Raw genomic sequence first — 22,921 nt, 5'->3', positions numbered from 1 at the left:
AGAGGGGCTCCTGCCTGCGCAGGGGCAACGAAATGGAGGGGAGGTGGATCATGAGGCCTTCCGCCTGAAGCCGAGGCGGAACCAGCGGCGGATCGCCGCGCCGGCCTTGGCGGCCTGCCGTTCCAGGGCGCCGATCGGCTGGCCGCCCGGCACATGGGCGATCGTGCGGTACATCCACCAGACGAGCGCGGCGAAGGCGAAGAAGGGGACCCATAGCGCGATCAGCGGATCGACGCGGCCGAGCGCGCCGAGCGCCGCGGCATATTCGTTGATCTTGTGCTGCGTCACGATCATTACGATCGAGAGGAACACGCCGAGTGCGGAGGTGGAGCGTTTCGGCGGCACGGCGAGCGCAAGCGCGAGCAGCGGCAGCAGCAGCATCGTCGCCACCTCCACCAGCCGGAAATGGAATTCGGCGCGCAGCTCGTTGCGGAGCTTCGGCGCGGTCGATTCGCTATGGCCGGAGCGGACCAGCTCGGGGATCGTCATTTCCCGATCGGCGCCGCCACGTTCGCGGAACGCCTCCATCCGCGGCAGGTCGATCGGAAGATCATGGCCCTCGAAGCTCAGCACGCGCGGCACCTTGAAGCCCGGCGCATTATGCACCAGCACGCCATGGGTGAGGCGGAAGATGATCGTGTTGGGATCGTCCGTCGCCAGAAACTGGCCATGTTCAGCGGTGACGGCGAGCGATCTGCCGTTCGCGCGTTCGGCCATCACGAAGATGCCGGAAAGCTCGCGCCCCCGGTCGCGGCTTTCCTCCACGCGCAGCGTCATCCGCCGGCCGAGGCGGGTGAATTCGCCGACCTTGATCGAGGCGCCGAGCGCCCCCGAGCGCAGCTCGTAACGCAAACCTTCATAGGCGTAGCGCGCATAGGGCTGGACGAAGCCGACGATGGCGAGATTGAGGAGCGCGAAGCCGACCGCATAATAATAAGGCACGCGCAGCAGCCGCCGATAGCCGACGCCCACCGCCAGGAACACGTCCAGCTCGGACGAGGTGGCGAGCTTGCGGAAGGCGAGCAGGATGCCGAGCATCAGCCCGATCGGGATGCCGAGCGACAGATATTCCGGAATCAGGCTGGCGAGCATGCGCCAGACGACGCTGACCGGCCCGCCTTCGCTCGCCACGAAATCGAACAGGCGCAGCATCTTGTCCAGAATCAGCAGCATGGCTGCGATAATCAGCGTCGCCAGCAGCGGCACGGCAATCAGCCGGGCCATGTAGCGATCCGTCAGCGTGCCGAATTTCAAAATGCCGACGCCCCATGACCATGTTCTGGCCGCAATCGCGGCCGATTTAACAACGCATGGGGGAAGGTAACCGTCCGGCCATGCTGTGGCTGGGCTATAGCTTCCAGGAGTTGTCAGGTCATGTCGAAACTGATGGGTGCCCTCGCTGCCGTCCTCGCCGCGCTCGCCGCGCCGGCGGGTGCCGCGCGTGGCGCCATATTCGGGCCGCATGTGGCGGATTGCTCTCCCGAAGCGGGCAGGCCCGCCATGCTGGTGCAGGTGACGGGCTTCAAATCGCGCACCGGGCTGGTGCGGGTTCAGTCCTATGGCAATCCGAAGCGATTCTTCGAGAAGGGCGCCTGGCTGGAACGGGTCGAGATCCCGACTCCGGCGAACGGATCGGTCGAGATCTGCATGCCCGTACCGTCGAGCGGCACCTATGCCGTATCCGTCCGGCATGACGTGAATGGCAGCGGCAAATCCGACATGAAGGATGGCGGCGGCCTTTCCGGCAATCCGTCAGTGTCGCTCACCGACCTCATCTTCAAGCGCAAGCCCGATCCCGAGGAGGTGGCGGTGCATGTGGGCTCCGGCGTCGTCACCGTGCCGGTGGTGCTGAAATATGTCCAGGGCGGCTCGGTGAAGCCCATCAGAACGGCGTTTAGATAATCATGGCCAAGGTCGCGCTTCTCTCCAATCCCCGCTCCACCGGCAACCGCGCGCTGCTGCCGCGCGTGCGGAGTTTCTGCGCGGCCCATAGCGACATCTTCCATTATGAGGTGGAGAGCGTCGACCAGATCGGCACCGCGCTGAAGACGATCGCGCGGGTCAAGCCCAAGGTGCTCGTCATCAACGGCGGCGACGGCACGGTGCAGACGACCTTGACCGAAATCTATCATGGCGGCCATTTCGGCGACAATCCGCCGCCCGTGGCGGTGCTGCCCAACGGCAAGACCAACCTGATCGCGCTCGACCTGGGCGCGTCGGGCGATCCGATCGCCGCGCTCGAGCGGGTAATGGAGCTCGCCCGCAAGGGGCTTTCGGACCATATCGTGGCGCGCGAGCTGATTTCGCTGTCCAACGGCGATGCGGGCTCCAGGCCGGTGCTGGGCATGTTCCTGGGCGGCGCAGGACTGGCCGATTCGATCCTATATTGCCGGCACAAAATCTATCCGCTGGGCCTGCCCAACGGCTTTTCGCACGTGCTGACCGCGCTCGCGGTGCTGCTGTCGCTGATCTTCGGCATCCGCGCGGCCTTCCTGCCGCCGCGCCCGTCTCCGGTGAAGGTGTCGCTGATCCGCAAGGGGCAGATACAGGGGCGTTTCTCGCTGCTGATCGTGACGACGCTGCAGCGGATGCTGCTCGGATCGAGCACGGCGGCGAACGCGGCGCCCGGCGCGCTGCAGCTCATGGTGGTGGAACAGAGCCCACTGGCGCTGCTCCGCGCGCTTTTCGCAGGCCTGTTCGGCAGGCTGGGGCGGCAGAAGGTGACGGGCGTGCATGTCGCGCATGGCGACGAGATCCGCATCGAGGGCGAGCGTTCCAGCGTGATCCTGGACGGCGAGATATTCGAGGCCGGGGCGGGGCGGCCGATCGTGCTGAGACATACGCCGCCCGTGCCCTTTCTGCGGCTCGCGGCCTGACGGTCCATCCGGAAAAACCCCCAGTCCGAACCTTTTTGCGGCCACCAGACGGCTCTCCCCATTGGCGCGGGCCATGGCGGATGCTGAAACGGGCTCGGCATTATGAGCGGAATATGAGCAGCAACCCCCTCATCCCCCTGGTCGCCGAGGAACTGGCGCTACCTGTCGATCCCCGCGTGACGGAGATGGCGGCGGCGATCGCGCAGGCGCATGGGGCGGCGGCGAGCGGCGTGCTGTTCTACGGCTCCTGCCTGCGCCAGGCGGAGCTCGACGGGCTGATGCTCGATTTCTACCTGATCGTGTCGGATTATGGGCGGGCCTATAAGCGGATGTGGATGGCGGCGGCGAACCGGCTGATCCCGCCTAACGTCTTTCCCTTCGAGCATGGTGGGCTGGCAGCCAAATATGCGGTGCTGAGCGAGGCGGATTTCGCGCGGCTGGCTTCCTCGGCGACGCGCAACGTCTCGGTCTGGGCACGCTTTGCCCAGCCTTCGCGGCTCGTCTGGGCGGCGAACGAGCTGTCGCGGCGGCGGATCGTGGCAACGGTGGCCGAGGCGGCGCCGGCGCTGCTCCGCGCGGCGCGGCCCTGCCTGCCGGAAAGCGGCCGGGCGCTCGACATGTGGCGTACCGCCTTCGCACTTACCTATGGCGCGGAGCTGCGCGCGGAACGGGGCGGCCGGGCGGCCTCGATGGTCGATGCCGAGCCTGAGCGCTATGTCGCCTTCACCGCTCCCGCGCTCGCCGCCGCCGGGCTGCCGGCGCGGCTGACGCGCGACGGCATGATCCATTTCGTCGATCCGCTGAGCGACGCGCAGCGCCGCCGGGGCGCGCGGGCATGGGCGCGGCGGCGGGTGGAGGGCAAGCTGCTGACCGTGCTGCGGCTGGCCAAGGCCAGCGCGACCTTCGCCGGCGGGATCGATTATCTCGCCTGGAAGATCAACCGCCATGCCGGCACGGGCATCGCCATCCGCCCCTGGCAGCGGCGCTTTCCGCTGATCGGCGCGATCAGCCTGCTGCCGCGCCTGCTGGCGCGGGGCTCGGTGCGCTAAATTGAGGCATCGCGCTCGGGCCGAGCTTGTCGGGGGGAGCCCCAGCACCCTTCGACACGCTCAAGGGGAGCGTGGTCGGGGGCGGCTGAGGGGTCAGGCGGCACGTTCCTTGGCGGGCGCGGCGCGGGAGAGGGCGCTTGCCACGGCGGTGGCGAGCGCGTTCACGGTGAAGGGCTTGCGCAGCACGCCATGGCCGGCGAACCGCTCGGCATCGGCCGCATCGCCGACATAGCCGGTGACGAACAGCACGGAGAGGTCCGGATAGGCGGGGCCGATCGTCTGGATCAGCTCCGGGCCGGTCATGCCGGGCATCACGACGTCGGTGACGATCAGGCGGATATCGTCGCGCTCGTCGAGCATGCGGATCGCCTCTTCGGCCGAGCTGCAGGCGATGACGCGATAGCCCAGCTCCTCCAGCGCATCGCTGGTCGCCGAACGGACGCGGACATCATCCTCGACGAGCAATATGGTCTGGCCGGCGGCGGACTGGACCGCGGGGCGCGGGAGCGTGACGGGCGCGGAGGGGGTGGCCTCCTCTCCGGCATCGGCCTCGCCCCGATGGCGCGGCAGATGGATCGAGACGGTGGTGCCCTCGCCGGGTTCCGAGCGGATGAGGACATCGCCGCCCGACTGGCGCGCGAAGCCGAAAATCTGGCTGAGGCCGAGGCCCGTGCCCTTGCCGACCGGCTTGGTGGTGAAGAAGGGCTCGAACACGCGTTCCAGCACGGCAGGCGTCATGCCGCTGCCATTGTCGGTGACGGAGATGCGGACATAGTCGCCCGGCGCGAGCTCGCCTACCTTGCCGGCGCCGATCGTCTCGTTGCTCGCCTCGATAAGGAGCAGTCCTTCGCCCTCCATCGCGTCGCGCGCGTTGACGGCGAGGTTCAATATCGCATTTTCAAGCTGATAGGCATCGACCCAGACCTGCCAAAGATTGGCGGCGCGGCTGATCCGCACCTCGATCCGCTCGCCGATCGAACGGTCGATGAGGTCGGACATGCCCGCTATCAACTGGCCGGGATCGACGCCCTGGGGCAGCAGCGGCTCGGCGCGCGCGAAGGAGAGTAGCCGGCGGGTAAGCGCGGCGGCGCGGTTGGCGCCTTCCATCGCATTATCGATATGGCGGCTGACCTCCGCTGCCTCCTGCGCGACGCGCCGCTTGGCGAGATCCAGTCCGCCGAGAATGACGGCGAGCATATTGTTGAAATCATGAGCGATTCCGCCGGTAAGCTGGCCCACCGCCTCCATTTTCTGGACCTGGCGGAGCTGCTGTTCGGCCTGGGCGCGGCGCTCCTCCGCCTCGATACGGACCTTCGCCTCGGCGCGCAGCCGGGCATTCGCCTCGATCAGCTCGCTGGTGCGCGCGGCGACCGCCCATTCGAGCGTCTCGGCGCGGTCCGCCTCGGCCTGGGCGGCATCGCGCGCGGCGCGGCGGGCGGTGAGCGCCTGGGCGGTGAGCCAGCCCAGGCCGATGGCGCAGGCGACAAGGATGATGCCGAGCACCGAAAGCGTGGTCGAAAGCTTGTTGGAGCGGGCGACCGAGAAGGTGGCGACGGTCGACCGCTGGCCGAGCAGCGCGCGCTCATTATCCGCTATGTCGTGCAATATATTGTTGATGCGCGGGATGGTCTCCGACTCTCCAGCCTTGGCGAAGAGCGACAGGGCCGGCCAGCCCTGTCGGAAATTGGCGCGTGTTGCCGGCTCCGCCAGCTCCTCGCCGCGCCGGTCGTAAAGCGTCTGGAGCTGGCGAACGAGCGCGCGCTGGCCGGGATTGTCCGCAGTCAGGCTGGCGAGCCGCTCAAGCTGGCGGCCGGCGCGCTTCCATTCGTCATAATAGAGCGTGCCGGTGCGCCGATCCCCATTGATGACGAAGCGGCCGAGCGCCGCCTCCGCGCGCGCCATCGAGGAATCGAGCGCGCGCGTTATCACCATTATGTCATAGCTGTGCCGCTCGCGCGCGAGCGCATCGTCGCGCTCCCGATTGGAGAGGCCGACGAGAATGACGAGCGCGACCAGCATGATCGTGACGACAAAGGCGCCCACCGCGGCGAGAGCACGCAAGCGTGCTTCCGACCAAGGATCCCTTTCGGGCATGCCGGTGGCGTAATCCGTCATCGGAGGCGAGCTTATCCGCAAGTGAGCCGGCGGGGAAGCGCGCCTTGCCGCCCCTGCCAAGCCGTTAGGCGATGCAGCCCACGGCCTTTCCGGCCTGCTCGAACATGCCGAGTATCTCGCCGACCTGATCGTCGCTATGCTCCGCGCAAAGCGAACAGCGCAGCAGGAAGGTTCCGGCGGGCGTCGCGGGCGGGCGGGCCATGTTCACATAAAGGCCAAGCTCGAGCAGCGCCTGCCACATGCGGACCGTGGTCTCCATGTCCGGCAGCATGACCGCGATGATCGCCGATTGCGCGTTTTCGGTGCCGAGCGTAAAGCCCAGATCGCGCAGGCCCTGGTGCAGGCGCTTGCTGTTCTTCCAGAGATGCGCGCGCTTGTCGGCGGCATGCATCAGCTTGCGGATCGAGGTGGCGGCGGTCGCGACCACGCTCGGCGGCAGCGAGGCGGTGAAGACATAGGGCCGGCAGACGAGGCGCAGCACATCGAATTTCGGATGGTTGGAGACGCAGAAGCCGCCGACCGTGCCGACCGATTTGGAGAAGGTGCCGACGACGAAATCGACATCGTCCGCAACGCCCGCTTCCTCGAACACGCCCCGGCCATTCTCGCCGAAGAAGCCCATGCCATGCGCTTCGTCCACCAGCACCATCGCGCCATATTTCTTGGCGACGGCAACCATTTCCTTGAGTGGCGCGATATCGCCCAGCATCGAATAGACGCCTTCGAGCACGACCAGCTTGCCGGCATCGGCGGGCAGGCGGGCGAGGCGCTTTTCCAGATCCTCGACCGAATTGTGGCGGAAACGGACGATCTCCGCATTGCCCAGCCAGCAGCCGTCATAGATTGACGCATGGCTGTCGGCATCGAGGATGATATAGTCGCCCTTGCCGGCGATGGTGGAGATCATGCCGAGATTGGCCTGATATCCGGTCGAGAAGACCATCGCATGGTCCGTCCCGTAAAATTCCTTCAGCGCCTCCTCGCACTCCTTATGGCCCTGATAGGTACCGTTGAGGACGCGGCTGCCCGTGGTGCCGGAGCCATATTCATCGAGCGCCTTCTTGCCGGCGGCGATCACGTCCGGATCGAAGGTCATGCCCATATAATTATAGGTGCCGAGCAGGATGGTGCGCCGGCCCTGGATGACCGCTTCCGTGGGCGATGTCACCTTGTCCATGACGATCGCGAAGGGATCGCGCACGCCGGTATCGAGCAGCGCCTTGCGCTCGGCGATGAGCGCGTCGAATTTGGAGAAGAGATCGGTCATTTCAGGGATTTACGCCTTAAGCTTGGCCACGGCATCGACGAGCTGGCCGACCGTTTCGATCTCGGCCTGCATGTTCATGGTGATGAGGATATCGAATTCATCCTCGATCGCGGCGACGAAATCCATCACCGTCAGGCTGTCCCATTCCAGGTCGCCGGCGAAGGTGGTGCTGTCCGTGAGCGTGATCCCCTTCTTGTTGAAGGGTTCGACCTGCTCGGCCACCTTGGTGAAAATCTCGTCGCGTTCGCTCATAGAGGAGTTCCTTAAAAGGGCTGTACGCCGCTTGCCAAGCGATTGCGGCGGGATGGGGGCAGGAAGCGGATCAAAGCCAGCCTTCGCGGCGATACCAGTCCGCCGTGGCCTTGAGGCCATCGGGGGTGGCGATCTCCGCCCGCCATAAGGAGGCGGGCGGGCGGGCGGCATGGGTGGAAACCCAGTCGGGGTGGCAGAAATAACGTACCCGGTCGCGCGTCAGCTTGGCGCGGCCGCGGCGGACGAGCCCGTCGGCGAACGAGGCGGCGTGGAGCAGCCGCGCGGGCATGGAGAGCGGGCGCACCCGGCGGCCGATCGCTTGCCCCAGCGCAAGCGCGAAATCGCGATGGTCCCAGCCCTCGATCGTGCCGTCGTCGGGCTCATAGCTATGTCCATGGCTGGCGGGCGCGTCGATGAGATCGAGCAGCAGGCGGCAGAGATCCTCCGCCGCGATCACCGAAAAGCGGCCGGCGGGCGGGAGCGCGACGAAACCGCGCCGCGCCATGCGGAACAGCTCCAGCATCTCGCGATCGCCCGGGCCATAGACGGCGGGCGGGCGGATGATCGTCCAGTCGAGCGATCGACCGCCGCCATGTTTCAGCAATTCCTCCGAGCGCAGCTTGGACCAGCCATAGTCGGACAGGCCGGGTTCGCGCGCGGCGAGCGAGGAGACATGGATGAAGCGGCGGACGCCGGCCCCTTCGGCGGCAGCGATCATCGCTTCCGTGCCGGCGATGTTGCCGGCGGCGAATCCATGCCGGCTGGCGGCGTTGATCACGCCGGCGACATGGATCACCGCATCGGCGCCCTCAACCAGGCGGGCGAGGCTATCCGGCCGGTCGAGCGCGCCGGATATCCAGTCGAGATGGGGGGCAGGGGGCTGATCCCGGCGGGTGAGCGCGCGGATATGGTGGCCGCGCCCGATTCCCATGCGGATCAGGTGCCGGCCGACGAATCCGGTGCCGCCGGTGATGGCGATCATGGCCATTTATCGGGCCATCACAGCATGACGAGATGATCGCGATGGACCATCGCGGCGCGCGGCGCATAGCCGAGCAGATCGGCGAGCGCGTCGCTGCGCCGGCCGACGATCCTCGCGGCGTCCGCGGCATCATATTCGGACAGGCCGCGCGCGAGCAGCGTGCCGTCCGGCCCGGCAATCTCCACCACGTCGCCGCGCGCGAAGCGGCCGTCGACCGAGACCGCGCCGGCGGCGAGCAGGCTGCGCCCCTGTTCGAGCGCATGCGCGGCGCCGGCATCGACATGGATGCGGCCCTTTGCGGTGAGCCGGCCGGCGAGCCAGGCCTTGCGCGCCGAGGCGCGGCCCGAGGCGACGAAGACGGTGCTGCGCCCGCCATCGGCAAAGGCGGTAAGCGGCCGATCCTGCTTGCCCGAGACGATGGCGAGATGCGCGCCGGCCGACTGGGCGATGCGCGCAGCCTCGAGCTTCGAGACCATGCCGCCCGATCCCATGCCCGAGGCCGACCCGCCATCCGCCATGGCGCGGATGCGCGCGTCGATCCGGGTGACTTCGGGAATCAACGTAGCGGTGGGATCGGTACCGGGATTGGCGGTGTAGAGCCCATCCACGTCGGACAGCAGGATCACGCCTTGCGCGCCCGCCGCCTGCGCGATGCGTGCGGCAAGGCGATCATTGTCGCCGAAACGGATCTCCTCGGTCGCGACCGAATCATTCTCATTGATGACGGGCACGACGCCGAGCGCCAGCAGCCGATCGAGCGTGGAGGAGGCGTTGAGATAGCGACGGCGATCCTCGAGATCGTCGAGCGTCACCAATATCTGCGCGGCGGTGAGCCCCACATCGGCGAGGAGCTCGGCCCAGCAATGGGAAAGCGCGATCTGGCCGGTGGCGGCGGCGGCCTGCGCATCCTCCAGGCTTGCGCGGCCGCCCTTGGGCAGCCCCAGCCGGCGCGCGCCGAGCGCGATCGCGCCCGAGGAGACGATCGCGATCTGCTGCCCCGTGCTCACGCGCGCGGCGACATCGGCGACGACGCTCTTCAGCCAATCGCGGCGGACCTTGCCCGTCGGATCGACGAGCAACGCCGAGCCGATCTTGACGATCAGCCGATGGCAGGCGGCGGGGGCGAAGCGGGCGGATGCGGTCATGCGCGGGGCCATCCGGGTGACGGGAAGGTCAGATGGGCGACCATGGCGCTTCCTTCTCGGCCTCTGTCTCGCTTTCCTCCTCGGCCGAGCCGATCGCGTCGAGCAGCCGGTCGAGCACGGCGTCGACACCCTCGCCGGTCGCGCCGGAGAGGATCATCACCTCCGCGCCGCTCTCCTTGGCGAGCTTCTTGCGGAGCTTTTCCAGCTCCTTGGGATCGATCGCATCGGCCTTGTTGAGGCCGAGCACCTCGGGCTTTTCGACGAGGTCCGCGCCATAGGCGTCGAGCTCCTCGCGGACGATGCGATAGGCCTCGATCGGATCCTCGCCCGTCGCGTCGATCAGGTGGAGGAGGACGCGGCAGCGCTCGATATGGCCGAGGAAGCGGTCGCCGATGCCCGCGCCGTCCGCCGCACCCTCGATCAGGCCGGGAATGTCGGCGATCACGAATTCGCGACCGTGCCGGCTGGCGACGCCGAGCTGGGGACGCACGGTGGTGAAGGGATAGTCGCCGACCTTGGCCTGGGCGTTGGTGACGGCATTGATGAAGGTGGACTTGCCGGCATTGGGCAGGCCGACGAGGCCGGCGTCGGCGAGCAGCTTGAGCCGCAGCCAGACCCACATTTCCTCGGATGGCCAGCCCGTGCCATGCTGGCGGGGCGCGCGGTTGGTGGAGGTTTTGTAGCTGGCATTGCCGCGCCCGCCGTCGCCGCCGCGCAGCAGCACGATGCGCTGGCCCGGCGCGGTGAAGTCCGCCAGCACCTCCTCCTTGTCGTCGGACAGGATCTGGGTGCCGACCGGCACCTTGATGACAAGATCCTCGCCGCCCGCGCCCGTGCGGTTGGAGCCTGCGCCGCCCTTGCCGCGCGGCGCGCGGAAATGCTGGGTGTAGCGGAAGTCGATCAGCGTGTTGAGGCCGGGCACGGCCTCGAACACGATGTCGCCGCCCTTGCCGCCATTGCCGCCGTCGGGGCCGCCATATTCGATGAACTTCTCGCGCCGGAAGCTGACCGCTCCCGGGCCGCCCGCGCCGGAGCGGATGAAGATCTTTGCCTGGTCCAGAAAATGCATGGGGCGGCCCTTTAGCGGAACCGCCCCGAAAACGGAACCTGCTCGCGGAAGAGCAGGGGCCTCAGGCCGCGAGCGTCGCGCGCGCCTCCAGATTCATCGCCCGGCGCTCATAGCGCAGGCTAGGCGCGATCGCGCCGCGCGCCGTGCTATAGAGGCCGGTGGTGCGCCCGGTCGGCTGGAAGCCGAGCTTCTGCAGGACGCGGCCGGAGGCGGGATTGTCGACGAAATGGCCTGCCTCGAGCGTCGGCAGGCGCAGGCTTTCGTCTGCGAGTGCCACCACCGCGCGCGCCGCTTCGGTCGCGAATCCCAGGCCCCAATAGTCGCGCACGATCCAGTAGCCGAGTTCGGCGCCGGTTTCGGTGCGCTGCAGGCCGATTCCGCCGATCAGCTTCGGCGCGCCGTGCGTGCGCAGCCAGATCAGGAAGCGCGGAAGATCGTTCGCGGATGCGTCCGCCGGCTGGGACGCGCCGAGAAACGCCTCCGCATCCTCCAGCCGATAGGGCCAGGGCACGCGGGACAGCTTGGTGACGATCGCTTCGTCGGCGATGGCGGCCGCGAGCGCGGGTGCATCCTCGATCCAGCCGGGCCGCAGCAGCAGCCTTTCGGTTCTCGCAAACATCGGTAATCCCTCCCTCGGTTCGCGCTCGTAGCCCTTTGAATGAAAAGGGTTACAGGCGCGCGACAGAAAAATTCCGAGGGAGATTCCAAATAAAAAGGGAGCCGGGTTGCGACCCGTCTCCCTCATGATCCGCCGTGACGGATCTTCGGGTCGCCCCCTGGGCGACCCGAAAATGGGTTCGCCCGTTATTCGGCCGCTTCGGCCATAATATCGACGGACACATATTTGCGGCCGAGCTTGCCGTCGTGGAACGCCACGCGGCCGTCGACGAGCGCGAACAGCGTATGATCCTTGCCGATGCCGACATTGCGGCCCGGATAGACCTTGGTGCCGCGCTGGCGCACGATGATGTTGCCGCCGACGACGGTTTCGCCGCCGAACTTCTTGACGCCGAGGCGCCGGCCGGCCGAGTCGCGGCCGTTGCGGGATGAACCGCCTGCTTTCTTATGTGCCATGGTCCGTTACTCCTCTACGTCGCGCTCAGGCCTCGACGGCCTTCTGGTCGCCGATCGCGGTGATCTTCAGGATCGTGTGCTGCTGGCGATGGCCGTTGCGGCGGCGATAATTGTGGCGGCGGCGCTTCTTGAAGACGATGACCTTCTCGCCCTTCGCCTGCGCGATGATCTCGGCGGAGACGGTGAGGCCGGCGACCGGCTTCAGCTCCGAACCCTCGCCCGCGAGCAGCACGTCGCCCAGCGACACGGTCGAGCCCGCATCTCCGGCGATCTTCTCAACGACGATCTTGTCTCCTGCGGCAACGCGATACTGCTTGCCGCCCGTGCGCACGATAGCGAACATGGCCCTCATCACTTCTGCAAAACTGTTTTGCGCAAGGCAACAGGGCCACGGCCTCAATACCCCCGCGCGGGAAAGCCGGGCTGCTACTAGCGCCGGCTGAGTCTGTCAACCGATATGGCGGCGCGAAATGGCCGGCTTGCGGGGCCTGTGCGGGCCGATGATGCAGTCGTGCAACGATGCGGATCAATATCGCACATGCCCCGCGCCGTCCCGGCGCAGTAACAAATACGTCTTGCGCACCCGCCTCAGCGGTGTACCGTGAGCCGCATAAATGAATCGAACCCACGCAGCAGCGACGATCCAAGGGTCATCGCCGCCATGGCGCGGAAAAAGATGGTCACACGGAATATCGTAGACAGGACTGAAGAGGAGCTCCGCAGATAGTCGTCTGAAACCGTGTTGTTGAACCCATAAGCCAGATCGCTTCGAAAAGAGAGCGGCGGCAGTCACGCAGGGGGAAGTAGGTAGCCGCAATTGCGGCCATGCTTTTCGTGACGGGGGTATTGCGTGTCGGTTAGCAGAAGGCAGTTATTGAGCTTCGCAGGCGCGGTCGGCGGCTATGGGGCCGTCGTGGGCGCAATGAGCGCGATGGGCATGGATCCCATTCCGGCGGCGGCCAATGCCGAGGCGCCTTCGCTCGCGCCGGGCAGCGGAAAGGGGCGGCGCGTCGCCATATTGGGCGCGGGCATCGCCGGGCTCGTTTCCGCCTATGAACTGCGCAAGGCCGGCTATGAGGTGATCGTCCTGGAATCGCGCGACCGGGTGGGCGGGCGCAACTGGACGGTGCGGCGCGGCACGCGGATCGACTTTGCCGATGGCAGCAGCCAGAGCTGCGAATGGGACGAGGGGCTTTATTTCAACGCCGGCCCCGGCCGGATCCCCAGCCACCACAAGATCATGCACGGCTATATCCGCGAGCTGGGCGTGCCGCTCGAGGTGGAGATCAACAGCAGCCGCTCGGCCTATGTGCTGCCCAAGGATGGTGGCCCGATCCAGCTCCGCCGCCTGTTCAACGACACGCGCGGCCATGTCGCCGAGCTTTTGTCCAAATGCACCAGCCAGGGCGCGCTCGATCAGGCGCTGTCGGCGGACGACCGCAAGGCGCTGATCGACTTCATGCGCATATATGGCGATCTGGGCGCGGACGGCCGTTACACGGGCAGCTCGCGTTCGGGGTACAAGGTGCGTCCGGGGGCGGGCGATTTCGCGGGCACCAAGGTCGATCCGCTCGACCTGAAGACGCTGCTCAATCCCGTGCTCTGGGCGCCGCTGGCGTTCGAGGAAGCCGTCTTGATGCAGCCGACGATGTTCCAGCCGGTCGGCGGCATGGATCGCATCCCGCTCGCTTTCTACGAGCGGCTGAAGCCGGTGGTGCGGCTGGGCGCCCAGGTGCAGGAGATACGAAACCACTCCAATGGCGTCGAGATCGCCTATCGCGACGCGAAGAACGGCGCGGTGCAGACGATCCGTGCGGATTATGCCGTCGCCACCATCCCGCTGCCCGTGCTGCGTGCCATTCCGAACAATTTCTCCAAGCCCTTCGCGCAGGCGATGGCGGCGATCGAATATGATCATGCCGAGAAGATCGCCTGGCAGGCACCGCGCTTCTGGGAGACCGAATCCGAAGTCTATGGCGGCCTCTCCTTCATCGAGGGCGATACGTCGATCGTCTGGTATCCCAGCAGCGGCTTTAACGAGCCGCAGGGCGTGCTCGTCGGCGCATATAGCAGCGGCAAGGCCGCCGAGCGGCTGACCGCCAAGCCGCTGGCGGCGCAGTTCGCCGAATCCCGTGACGTGATCGAGCGGCTCCATCCCGGCTGCGGCAAGCTGCTCGGCCGGCCGCTTTCGGTGCAGTGGAAGAAGATACCCCATAATCTGGGGCCCTGGGCGCACATCGAGGAGGCGCAGGCCGCGCAATATGCCGCGCTCGGCCGGCCGGAGGGCCGCGTCTACCTCGCCGGCGACTATCTGAGCCATATTTCGGGCTGGCAGGAAGGCGCCGCTTCTTCGGCGCTGCGCGCGGTGTCGATGATCGGCGAGCGCGTGGCGAGCGCGGCAACGCCGCTCAGGAAAGCAGGATAAGCAGCCGCCCGTCCGCCGGGGGCGGGCGGAGCGGCACAGAAGCCCGAGGCCGCCATAATCGAGCGGCCGAAGGGACCCGACCGGGAGAGGTTTCGAGACACTCGATAAAGGGGGCAAGAATGCGATTGCGACATTATATCTCCTACGCCGCGCTGGCGGCCGCGACCTTCGCGGCAGGTCCGGCCTGGGCTCAGGCGGCCGATGCGCCGGCGAGCCCGGCAGCGAGCGAGGAAGCGCCGGCCGGCGAGATCATCGTCACGGGTACGCGTCGTACCGACCGCACCGTCACGGAATCCGCCGTGCCGATCGACGTGTTCAGCGGCGCTGCGCTCGAAACGCAGGCGTCTGGGGACATGAACCAGATTCTCAAGAATCTCGTTCCGTCCTTCAACGTCGGTCGCTTCGGTATCGCCGACGGCTCGACTTTCGTTCGTCCGCCGACGCTGCGCGGCCTGCCGCCAGATCAGACGCTCGTCCTCGTCAACGGCAAGCGCCGTCATCGCTCGGCGCTCGTGCAGCTCGGCGGCGGTTCGCTGGCTGCCGGTGCGCAGGGCCCCGACCTTGCCCAGATTCCGTCTGCCGCGATCGAGCGTATCGAGGTGCTGCGCGACGGCGCGGCCGCCCAATATGGTTCGGACGCTATTGCGGGCGTCATCAACTATGGCCTCAAGCGCAATCGCGACGGGCTTTCGCTCAATGCGCGCTTCGGCCAATATTATGAGGGCGATGGCGAGGACTATCAGCTCTCCGGCAATCTCGGCCTGCCGCTCGGCCCCGAAGGCTTTTTCAATGTCAGCGGCGAATATCTGAAGACCCGCCAGACGATCCGCAGCACGCAGCGCCCGGACGCGCTGGTGCTCGAAAACATGGGTTATGACGTCAAGGAGCCGGCGCAGATCTACGGCAATCCCGCCAGCGAGGCCTTCCGCTTCTTCGTCAACGCGGCCGTGCCGTTCGGCGAGGACGAGCTTTACTTCTTCGGCAACTATGGCGAGAGCGATCAGGCTGGCGACTTCAACTATCGCCGCCCGATTTCCGTGACCGTGCCGCAAGGGCCGGCCGGTAAGCCGGTGCCCTTTGGCAAGTCGGTCGCGACCACCTATCTCCAGCGCATCACCGCGATCGATCCGCGGACGGACAGCAAGACCTTCGGCCAGCCCGTCTCCTTCTGGAATGCCAATGGCTCTACGTTCGAGACGTCGCAATTTTTCCCCAACGGCTTCACGCCGCGCTTCATGGGCAATGTTTCCGATGTCTCGGCCGTGTTGGGCTATAAAGGCGAATTCGAGTTCGGCCTGAAATATGATCTCAGCGGATCCTATGGCCAGAGCCGGATCAAATATACGATGGGCCAGACGCTCAACCCGTCGATGGGCCCGGAGTCACCGACCTTCTTCTACATGGGCAAGCTCGAGCAGCAGGAAAACAACTTCAACCTCGACCTCAGCTATCCGCTCGAAGTCGGCCTGGCGAGCCCGCTGAACATCGCCGGCGGTCTCGAATATCGGCGTGAGACCTACATCATCGGCCTGGGCGACGTCGCTTCCTATCAGGTTGGGCAATATGCCTATCAGGAGGTCTATAACCCGACCACGAACCAGGTCTCGATCGTGACCCATGCGGTCGGTTCGAACGGCTTCCCTGGCTATGGTCCGGATTCGACCACCGATCAGTCGCGCCGGAGCTATGCGGCCTATCTCGACCTCGAAGTGGATGTCACCGATGCGTTCACGCTCGGCGTCGCTGGTCGCTATGAAGACTTTTCGGACTTCGGCAGCACGACCAACGGCAAGGTGACGGCACGCTATGAGTTCACGCCGGCGATTGCGGTGCGCGGTGCGGCCAGCACCGGCTTCCGCGCGCCGACGCCGGGCCAGCTGTTCACCCGGAACGTGGCGACGGTGTTCACCGCCGGCAGCCCGCTGCCAATCGCGCAGGCGACGCTGCCGGTGACGAGCGCCGCGGCTCAGTTCTATGGCGCTACGCCGCTGAGCCCCGAAAAGTCGGTGAACTTCAGCGGCGGTGTCGTGCTCACGCCCGGCAGCGGGCTGAATGTGACGCTCGATTACTATAATATCCGCGTGAAGGACCGTATCGGTCTGACGGGCCAGATTCCGGTGCTGGATAGCGAGCGTCCGACGCTCCAGGCGCTGGGCGTCGCCGATTGGTCCTCGCTTGGTCAGGTCGTCTACTTCACCAACGGGTTCAAGACGCGGACCCAGGGCGTCGATTTCGTCGCCACGCATAATCTGACGAGCGATATCGGCCATTTCGCGAGCTCGCTTGCGGTCAACTACAACAAGACGAAGCTGCTTTCGCGTAAGACGACCGTTACCCAGACCAAGCGCGAGTTCGCGCTGATCAGCAATGACCGCCTGGGCGACATCGAAAATCTGAATCCGAAATGGCGCGTCAATCTCGCTGAAACCTGGTCCTATCAGGGCTTCAGCGTGACGGGACGTGGAAGCTATTACGGCAAGATCACCGACTATGACGTTGGTGGGGACCAGTCGTTCGGCAGCGAGATACTCTTCGATCTGGAGGTGAGCTACACCTTCAACGAGAAGTACAAGCTGGCTGTCGGTGCCGAGAATATCTTCGACAACTATCCCGATCGTGACCGTCGTGGCGTCTATCCGTCCACGGGGGCGCTGGCCAACGGACGAATCTATCTCGATGACTCTCCGATCGGCTTCAACGGCGGCTTCTGGTACGTGCGTGCGGGCGTGAACTTCTAAGTTCCGGCTCGTGTAGGCCTGCCGGCGATCCTGCGCGATCGCCGGCAGGCTTTTTCTTTGGGTGAAGAGAGGTTGAGACGATGAAGACCAAGCTTGCGATGACGATGCTCGCGGCGGCGCTGCTGCCTGCCGCGAGCCCCGCGCAGATCGTGAAACATGCCAATACGCCGCCGGCCTTGATCCTGCAGGGCGTGACGGTGCCTGCGGGTGCCGAGACGCTCTATCTTTCGGGTCAGCTCGCCTCGCCGATCGATCCCACCAAGAAGTCCTCGGACATTAAGAGCTTCGAGGATCTCGGCGACACCAAGACGCAGACGATCAGCACGCTCAACAAGATCAAGGGGATCCTGGCCTCCAAGGGCTATACGATGGCGGACATCATCAAGATGACCGTGTTCGTCGCCGCTGCGCCGGGTTTCGACGGCAAGATGGATTTCAAGGGCATGAACGAGGGATTCTCGCAATTCTTCAACACGGCCGAGAATCCGACGACGGTGGCGCGTTCGACCGTGCAGGTGGCGAACCTTGCCGGTCCCTATTTCCTCGTCGAGATCGAGGTGACTGCCGCCAAAACGCCTTCCAAGAAGAAGTGAGCCGAGCCTGACGCTCTCCCGTCATCCCCGGAAAGCGGGGATGGCGGGATGGATCCCATCGCTGCGGCCGGGCCGACGCGAGACAGGTCCCAAGTCAGGCCGAACAGGCGAGGGGAGCCGGCGCGGATAGTCCCGCGCGGGCGCTCAGTGGCGATGTTCGCGCCTCAGCGCGTAGCGGCCGTCGCTAAAGCCTTCGAATATGCCGGCGATCGCCGGATGGTCGACGGGCTCGTCGCTGATATCGGGCTCCAGATTCTGCTGGCTGACATAGGCGACATAATTGCTCTCGCTGTTCTCGGCGAGCAGATGGTAGAAGGGTTGGTCCTTCGCCGGGCGGATATCCTCGGGGATCGATTGATACCATTCCTCGCTATTGGCGAAGACCGGATCGACATCGAAGACCACGCCGCGAAATTCAAGCAGCCGATGGCGCACGACATCGCCGATCGCGAAGCGGGCGTGAATCACGGGCGGCAGGGAAATCGGCGCACCGCCCGGAGGCAGGGGAAATTGTCTTGTCATGTGCCATCCAATTTAGGCGGTGGTTCGTTTCATGCAAGCGTAACGCTTGGCAAGCCTGAAAGCTTCCGCTAAGGCCCGCCCCTCATCGACCGGTTCGCGCCTTCGGGCACGGGCCAGACCTCGAGCGGAGAGGTGCCAGAGAGGTCGATTGGGACGGTCTCGAAAACCGTTGTGCGGGTAACCGTACCGTGGGTTCGAATCCCACCCTCTCCGCCATCACGACGCGACGGTGACGCTGATCACTGGCTGGTTCAGCTACGATGTCGCCTCCAGCCACCTCCTGACGCAGATGCTCCCCGCGCTCCTGTTTTTCAGGATGGATGCCGCCCGCACCAGCGCCTTTCAGGCAACGCTCGATCTTCTGGCGCGGGAGACCGAGATGGATGCCCCCGGCGCAAATGCCGCGATCCGAAGCCTGGCGAACATCCTGTTCATCCAGGCGCTGCGAGCACGGATCGACGCGAGCGATGGCCAGCAGCAGCGCGGCCTTCTCGCGGGTCTTGCCCATGCGCGATTGCGCCATGCGATCGAACGGATGTACAACCAGATCGACCACCCTGGACCCTTGCGGAACTGGCCGCCGCCGCTGGCATGTCTCGCGCGTCTTTCTCGTTTTACTTCCGCAACATGATGGGACAGGCGTCGCTCGATTACCTGACCGAATTCAGGATGCAGCAGGCGGCGCAGCTTCTGCGGGAACAGTCCGTCTCGTTGTCGGAAATCGCGGCCATCGTCGGCTATGACAGCTACAACGCTTTCGCCAAAGCCTTTCGCAAGCGCCGGGCTTGTACGCCGAACCACTATCGCAAGCTCGAGCCGAATCGCACCCGGTTGGGCAACATGCACGCAGATGAAAGGCATCTTCGGCGTTCGACGCCGGCCTATACGACGTAAGCAATCTCGCCGTCGGCCCGAAGCAGGTCGGCCATCTGCGCGGGCGCCGGCTACACGGTGACTTTCGGCGCTGACCGCCATTTGGATTGCGACTCGATTGATCCCGGCCATGGCGGTGCGCGCCGAACTAACCTATGCCGCCGTTCCCGCTATGCAGGTGCGCGTTATTGGCATCGTTGAATGCCGTTCGCAGAGGTCTCCTGCTGGCCTGCTCCATCAAGCGTGCAACAACGGCGTTCTCACGCTGCCTCATTGCGAGGAGAGAGCCGATAGTACGGGAGATTGCGCAGCGGCAGGAAACCCAGCTTATGCGCCAAGGCGCAGGACGCGGTGTTCTCCAAACGGCAGGACCACACCGGCCTGAAGCCGGCCTGCAGCACATGCACGATCATGCGTGCGGCCACTGCGTGGCCGAGCCCTTGCCGGCGCGCATGCTCGAAGGTCTCGATCCCTATCTCGACTTCGCCGCCCCAACGATAGGAAGCGAACGCGATGGCTCCTACGTTTCCGGCCTGTTCGGCGCACCAGCCGCTTCCTGCGGCGAGAAACTGCTCGGCGTCATGCCAGAAGCAGTTGGGTACGACCTGACCAGGCAATTCAAAGTCTCCGGCATCGGCTTGTCGCAATCGCCAGCCATCGGGCAAGGCGTGTCCTCGCACGAGCTGCTGGAAGCGTTCCGCGTCGAAACCAAAGTTCACTCGCGTGTGACGGCTGCACGAAGTGGAATCGGAGGCCGTCGCCGCGTCCGTCGCGTCCAGGCGTTGGTCCCAGTCCAGTGCCTTCCAGCGCGGATCGATCTGAAGCCATTCGTCCCTCGTGCGGTATTCCCCGTCTCGGAGATGGTTGATGATCTGCTCGAATCCGTCGGCGACAGCATCGCCCCAGACCAGCGACATGCCATAGGGGTGCAGCGCATGCAGCACGCGTGGCGAGTCAAAGCGGTCTATCCACAACCTGCCTTCCACTTGGCCTTCGAGGACGACGCGGGCAAAGCCGGTATTCAGGAGGACCGACTCTAGCGAGCGAAGCGCCCACGTGGCGGGAGCATCCACCCGGATCATGGCCGCCTCGCCGAGGTGGCGCGGGGGACCAATTGCATGGCCGGACGGGACAAGTCGACCAGCGGATCGAACGCGATAGGGCGCACCCCATTCCGGCCAGAAGCGGAGGGGGATATCTTGCCGGCAAGATCGCGTCTTGGGAAGAACGTGCCGATGCCGGCATGGGGACAACTGCGGGAAGAGGATGTCATGGAAGAAGGTCCTACCCCAGTCGCGATGAATGCTCGTCTCATTGCATATTGCAATGACTTATTGCTTCGAAGTGCGTCAATATTTATATTGCAATCATGGCAATATGGATTCCCTCATTGGCTGAGCGACAAGGAACGCGCGCCTCCGCTCTGGTCGACGCGATACGCGAGGACATAGCCGCAGGGCTTCTGAAGGCGGGAGATCGTCTTCCGCCGCAGCGCCAACTGGCCGATGCGCTCGGGCTGGCGCCTCAGACGGTCATGCGCGCTTATGCCGAGGCGACCCGGCGGGGCTACGTGCGGGGCGAAGTCGGACGAGGCACCTATGTCTGCCCATCGGGCAATCAGGTTTCGCAACATGGCGAAGCGACTCTTTCACGGTCTGAGCAAGGCCCCATCGACTTTTCGCAGAACCTGCCGCTGCCGGGTGAGTCTGCACAGGCACTGGTGGAGACACTGGCGGATCTCGCACGTGCCGGGGGATGCTCGGACTATCTGGACCATCAGCAAACCGATGCCGGATTGCGACACCGACAGGCTGCCGCGAACTGGATCAGCACTCTGGGCTTGCGGGCGGACGCGCAGAATGTGGTGCTGACCAATGGCGCGCAGCAGGGAATCTTTGCCGCCTTGCTTGCCCTGCTGCGGCCCGGCGATGTGCTGCTGACCGAAGCGATGACCTACGCGCCGCTCCCGATGTTGGCGCAGCACCTGGGGGTGCGCTTGGTTGGGCTGCCGATGGATGAGGAAGGCATCGTGCCCGATGCCTTGGAGTCCGCCTGCCGACAATACAAGCCGAAGGCGCTATATCTCACGCCAACATTGCAGACCCCCACCACAGCCACCATGGGCGAAGACCGGCGAAAGCGGATTGCGTGCGCTGCGCAGACCCACGACTTGGTGATCGTGGAGGACGATGTGTTTGGCTTCCTGCCGCCGGCGCGTCCCCTTCCTCTTGCGGCCTTTGCTTCGGAACGCACAATCTTCGTCACCAGCTTGTCCAAGTCCGTCGCGCCAGGGCTGAGGGTCGGCTTCGTGCTCGCTCCGAATGAGCGGATATCTGCAGTCCGCTCGGCGGTTAACCTGTCTTCATGGATGCCTCCACCACTGATGATGGAGATCGCGGCCCGATGGATTGAGGGTGGCGTGGCATCCGCTCTCAACGCGAGTCAACGCGTTCACGCGGCCAGACGCCAATCGATTGCGCGAAATGCGCTGGAAGGATTGGACTATCGCGCGGACCCGCACGGCCTGCATCTCTGGGTGTCCTTACCGGATCATTGGGAAGCCGATACTTTCGTGGCGGAGGCTGAGCACAAGGGAGTCCTGCTTCGCCCCGCGCGCGCCTTCCTGACGCTTGGCACACGGGCTCCGTCAGCAGTGCGTCTCAGCCTCAGCCATGAAGCTTCCGACGCACGCGCAGCGCACGGTTTGCGCGTGATCTCTGATCTGATCAAAACCTCCGCGCGTGACGACTTCGTTGTTTAAGATTCATTGCCAGCGCCCTGTCTAAGACCCCGCGCCTCGTCTGTTGGCAAACTGTGACCGGACCGACGGGCGATTAAGCCGGCTATGCCGCGCATTACGCCAAGAGCTGCCGCGCGACCCGAAGCTGCGCTCCCATCCGCCATGCGACGCGCCATAGCCTGAAGGAAGAGTTGCACCCGTTAAGGGGGCATAGACGCCGCGACCGGGCAGATTTTCTTCCGGAGATGCAGGAGGCTTGTTTGCTTTTCACCGAGCCCGACGAAATGAGATGGGCATTCAATTTGCAATGATGGCGTGCGGGCTCGGGATGATCTCGGGCCTTGCGATATTCGTTCTCAGCCTGATCTACGTCGTTGTCGTCTGTCTTGATCTTCTGTCACTCGGCTCCCCGGACCAGTCCATCGGCGAGCCATGGTTTTCCGTTCTGGAGCTTCTCATCATCGCCGTGACGCCGGCCATGGTGGCATTGATGGCGACGGTGCATGCCTGGGTGCCCATGCGCACAAAAATGCTGAGCCTGACCTCGTTGATCTTCATGAGCATGACGGCGACTCTGACGTGCAGCGTTCACTTTTCGACCCTGATCTTGAGCCGGACGCCGCAGTTTCGCGATGAACCATGGGCGCCGCTGTTGCTATCATTTCAATGGCCATCCCTGGGCTATGCCGGCGTCTTCCCGATCATCGCCGCATACTGATGCTGCCGACTTCGCGCTTGCCAACACAGGTGCTTTGTTGGTGCTCGAAATCCGGATCGCCAAGCCGTTTGGACGAGGTGAATTGAATGGCCGAGGTCAGCAGTGCGTTTCAGGCCTTCCTACAGGAGGCGCCCGCGCACAGTCAGGCGTGGCTCGAAGCCGTGCAGAAGATCGGGGCGGCTTCCGCGCTCGATCGGAAACCTAGGCGCTGGTCTATATCGGCATCCTCGCGGCGGTCCGTCTCGAAAGCGAAATCCCATTTCACGTCGCCGAGGCCAAGGCGCATGGCGCGAGTCGCGACGAGGTGATCAGCTCCATCCTCGCCGGCTTGCCTGCCGTAGGCAACGCCGTGATCCAAGCCCTTCCGGCAGCCCTCGCGGCATACGACCGATAACGGCCCCGCCGGCAACCAGCGCGGATTAGGCGGGACGGGGCTGCCGCCGACCGCCCGGTTTGCAGTGCCTGATCCTCGCAAAATAGCCC

The 22,921-nt window shown here is 65.2% G+C and carries 22 protein-coding genes, 1 tRNA gene and 1 pseudogene; 12 read left to right on the top strand and 12 right to left on the bottom strand.

Annotated features, from left to right (window positions below; all coding sequences use genetic code 11):
- Positions 1–48: 48 nt before the first annotated feature.
- Positions 49–1,224, bottom strand: coding sequence for an LPS export ABC transporter permease LptF (lptF, locus tag CLG96_RS16800; RefSeq protein WP_243395840.1), 1,176 nt, complete (start codon positions 1,222–1,224; stop codon positions 49–51).
- Between the two features lie 150 nt (positions 1,225–1,374).
- On the opposite strand from lptF, the gene CLG96_RS16795 reads away from it, so the two are divergent.
- The 3 genes from CLG96_RS16795 to CLG96_RS16785 all read left to right on the top strand — a co-directional run bounded on the left by CLG96_RS16795 (position 1,375) and on the right by CLG96_RS16785 (position 3,925).
- Entirely contained in the window at positions 1,375–1,902 is a 528-nt protein-coding gene (locus CLG96_RS16795) for a DUF2141 domain-containing protein (RefSeq protein ID WP_107969706.1), read from the top strand.
- Between the two features lie 2 nt (positions 1,903–1,904).
- Entirely contained in the window at positions 1,905–2,876 is a 972-nt protein-coding gene (locus CLG96_RS16790; protein WP_107969704.1) for a diacylglycerol/lipid kinase family protein, read from the top strand.
- 113 nt (positions 2,877–2,989) lie between these two features.
- Positions 2,990–3,925 (top strand): hypothetical protein, encoded by a 936-nt coding sequence (locus CLG96_RS16785; protein ID WP_107969869.1) that lies wholly within the window; start codon positions 2,990–2,992, stop codon positions 3,923–3,925.
- 93 nt (positions 3,926–4,018) lie between these two features.
- On the opposite strand, the gene CLG96_RS16780 is transcribed toward CLG96_RS16785, so the two are convergent.
- The 9 genes from CLG96_RS16780 to rplU all read right to left on the bottom strand — a co-directional run bounded on the left by CLG96_RS16780 (position 4,019) and on the right by rplU (position 12,172).
- The gene (locus CLG96_RS16780) at positions 4,019–5,986 is read right to left on the bottom strand and encodes an ATP-binding protein (RefSeq protein WP_243395839.1); all 1,968 of its coding nucleotides are present in this window, start codon (positions 5,984–5,986) and stop codon (positions 4,019–4,021) included.
- A gap of 118 nt (positions 5,987–6,104) precedes the next feature.
- Complete coding sequence (gene spt, locus CLG96_RS16775) at positions 6,105–7,307, bottom strand: serine palmitoyltransferase (protein ID WP_107969700.1); 1,203 nt, start codon at positions 7,305–7,307, stop codon at positions 6,105–6,107.
- Positions 7,308–7,316: 9 nt separating this feature from the next.
- Positions 7,317–7,559 (bottom strand): acyl carrier protein, encoded by a 243-nt coding sequence (locus tag CLG96_RS16770; RefSeq protein WP_107969698.1) that lies wholly within the window; start codon positions 7,557–7,559, stop codon positions 7,317–7,319.
- Between the two features lie 70 nt (positions 7,560–7,629).
- Positions 7,630–8,547: an NAD-dependent epimerase/dehydratase family protein gene (locus CLG96_RS16765; RefSeq protein WP_107969696.1), complete on the bottom strand. Its 918-nt coding sequence runs from the start codon at positions 8,545–8,547 to the stop codon at positions 7,630–7,632.
- Between the two features lie 11 nt (positions 8,548–8,558).
- Positions 8,559–9,686 carry a glutamate 5-kinase gene (gene proB, locus CLG96_RS16760; RefSeq protein ID WP_107969867.1) on the bottom strand — a complete coding sequence of 376 codons (1,128 nt, stop codon included), beginning with the start codon at positions 9,684–9,686 and terminating at the stop codon, positions 8,559–8,561.
- 28 nt (positions 9,687–9,714) lie between these two features.
- A complete protein-coding gene (obgE, locus tag CLG96_RS16755; protein WP_107969694.1) occupies positions 9,715–10,755 on the bottom strand; it encodes a GTPase ObgE in 1,041 nt (346 codons plus the stop codon).
- A 61-nt stretch (positions 10,756–10,816) separates the two neighbouring features.
- The gene (locus CLG96_RS16750) at positions 10,817–11,374 is read right to left on the bottom strand and encodes a GNAT family N-acetyltransferase (protein WP_107969692.1); all 558 of its coding nucleotides are present in this window, start codon (positions 11,372–11,374) and stop codon (positions 10,817–10,819) included.
- Between the two features lie 185 nt (positions 11,375–11,559).
- Positions 11,560–11,829 (bottom strand): 50S ribosomal protein L27, encoded by a 270-nt coding sequence (gene rpmA / locus CLG96_RS16745; RefSeq protein ID WP_107969689.1) that lies wholly within the window; start codon positions 11,827–11,829, stop codon positions 11,560–11,562.
- 25 nt (positions 11,830–11,854) lie between these two features.
- A complete protein-coding gene (gene rplU / locus CLG96_RS16740) occupies positions 11,855–12,172 on the bottom strand; it encodes a 50S ribosomal protein L21 (RefSeq protein ID WP_107969687.1) in 318 nt (105 codons plus the stop codon).
- 531 nt (positions 12,173–12,703) lie between these two features.
- Between rplU and CLG96_RS16735 the strand changes: the two genes are divergently transcribed.
- The 3 genes from CLG96_RS16735 to CLG96_RS16725 all read left to right on the top strand — a co-directional run bounded on the left by CLG96_RS16735 (position 12,704) and on the right by CLG96_RS16725 (position 17,585).
- Positions 12,704–14,254, top strand: coding sequence for a flavin monoamine oxidase family protein (locus tag CLG96_RS16735; RefSeq protein ID WP_279330731.1), 1,551 nt, complete (start codon positions 12,704–12,706; stop codon positions 14,252–14,254).
- Between the two features lie 119 nt (positions 14,255–14,373).
- Positions 14,374–16,992: a TonB-dependent receptor plug domain-containing protein gene (locus tag CLG96_RS16730; protein ID WP_107969685.1), complete on the top strand. Its 2,619-nt coding sequence runs from the start codon at positions 14,374–14,376 to the stop codon at positions 16,990–16,992.
- An 80-nt stretch (positions 16,993–17,072) separates the two neighbouring features.
- Positions 17,073–17,585: a RidA family protein gene (locus CLG96_RS16725; protein ID WP_107969683.1), complete on the top strand. Its 513-nt coding sequence runs from the start codon at positions 17,073–17,075 to the stop codon at positions 17,583–17,585.
- A 144-nt stretch (positions 17,586–17,729) separates the two neighbouring features.
- On the opposite strand, the gene hspQ is transcribed toward CLG96_RS16725, so the two are convergent.
- Positions 17,730–18,107 (bottom strand): heat shock protein HspQ, encoded by a 378-nt coding sequence (gene hspQ, locus CLG96_RS16720; RefSeq protein ID WP_107969681.1) that lies wholly within the window; start codon positions 18,105–18,107, stop codon positions 17,730–17,732.
- Positions 18,108–18,233: 126 nt separating this feature from the next.
- Between hspQ and CLG96_RS16715 the strand changes: the two genes are divergently transcribed.
- The 3 genes and pseudogenes from CLG96_RS16715 (at position 18,234) to CLG96_RS16705 (ending at position 19,001) form a co-directional block, all read left to right on the top strand.
- Positions 18,234–18,323, top strand: a tRNA-Ser gene (locus CLG96_RS16715).
- A gap of 10 nt (positions 18,324–18,333) precedes the next feature.
- Positions 18,334–18,738, top strand: a pseudogene (locus tag CLG96_RS16710) (cupin domain-containing protein); the annotation flags it as partial.
- Complete coding sequence (locus tag CLG96_RS16705) at positions 18,735–19,001, top strand: helix-turn-helix domain-containing protein (RefSeq protein WP_243395838.1); 267 nt, start codon at positions 18,735–18,737, stop codon at positions 18,999–19,001. The pseudogene CLG96_RS16710 and the gene CLG96_RS16705, both read left to right, overlap by 4 nt.
- A 239-nt stretch (positions 19,002–19,240) precedes the next feature.
- Here CLG96_RS16705 and CLG96_RS16700 read toward each other — a convergent pair whose 3' ends face one another.
- Complete coding sequence (locus CLG96_RS16700; RefSeq protein ID WP_107969676.1) at positions 19,241–20,062, bottom strand: GNAT family N-acetyltransferase; 822 nt, start codon at positions 20,060–20,062, stop codon at positions 19,241–19,243.
- A 308-nt stretch (positions 20,063–20,370) separates the two neighbouring features.
- Here CLG96_RS16700 and CLG96_RS16695 point away from each other — a divergent pair, with 308 nt between their 5' ends.
- The 3 genes from CLG96_RS16695 (at position 20,371) to CLG96_RS19475 (ending at position 22,832) form a co-directional block, all read left to right on the top strand.
- The gene (locus tag CLG96_RS16695; RefSeq protein ID WP_165799689.1) at positions 20,371–21,741 is read left to right on the top strand and encodes an aminotransferase-like domain-containing protein; all 1,371 of its coding nucleotides are present in this window, start codon (positions 20,371–20,373) and stop codon (positions 21,739–21,741) included.
- 268 nt (positions 21,742–22,009) lie between these two features.
- Positions 22,010–22,438, top strand: coding sequence for a hypothetical protein (locus CLG96_RS16690; protein WP_107969672.1), 429 nt, complete (start codon positions 22,010–22,012; stop codon positions 22,436–22,438).
- Between the two features lie 208 nt (positions 22,439–22,646).
- On the top strand, positions 22,647–22,832 hold the full coding sequence (locus CLG96_RS19475; protein ID WP_207796742.1) for a carboxymuconolactone decarboxylase family protein: 186 nt from the start codon (positions 22,647–22,649) through the stop codon (positions 22,830–22,832).
- Positions 22,833–22,921 lie beyond the last annotated feature (89 nt).

Origin of the sequence: Sphingomonas oleivorans (assembly GCF_003050615.1) — a bacterium.
GTDB lineage: Bacteria > Pseudomonadota > Alphaproteobacteria > Sphingomonadales > Sphingomonadaceae > Sphingomonas_H > Sphingomonas_H oleivorans.
This window is presented reverse-complemented; position numbering and strand designations above follow the sequence as displayed.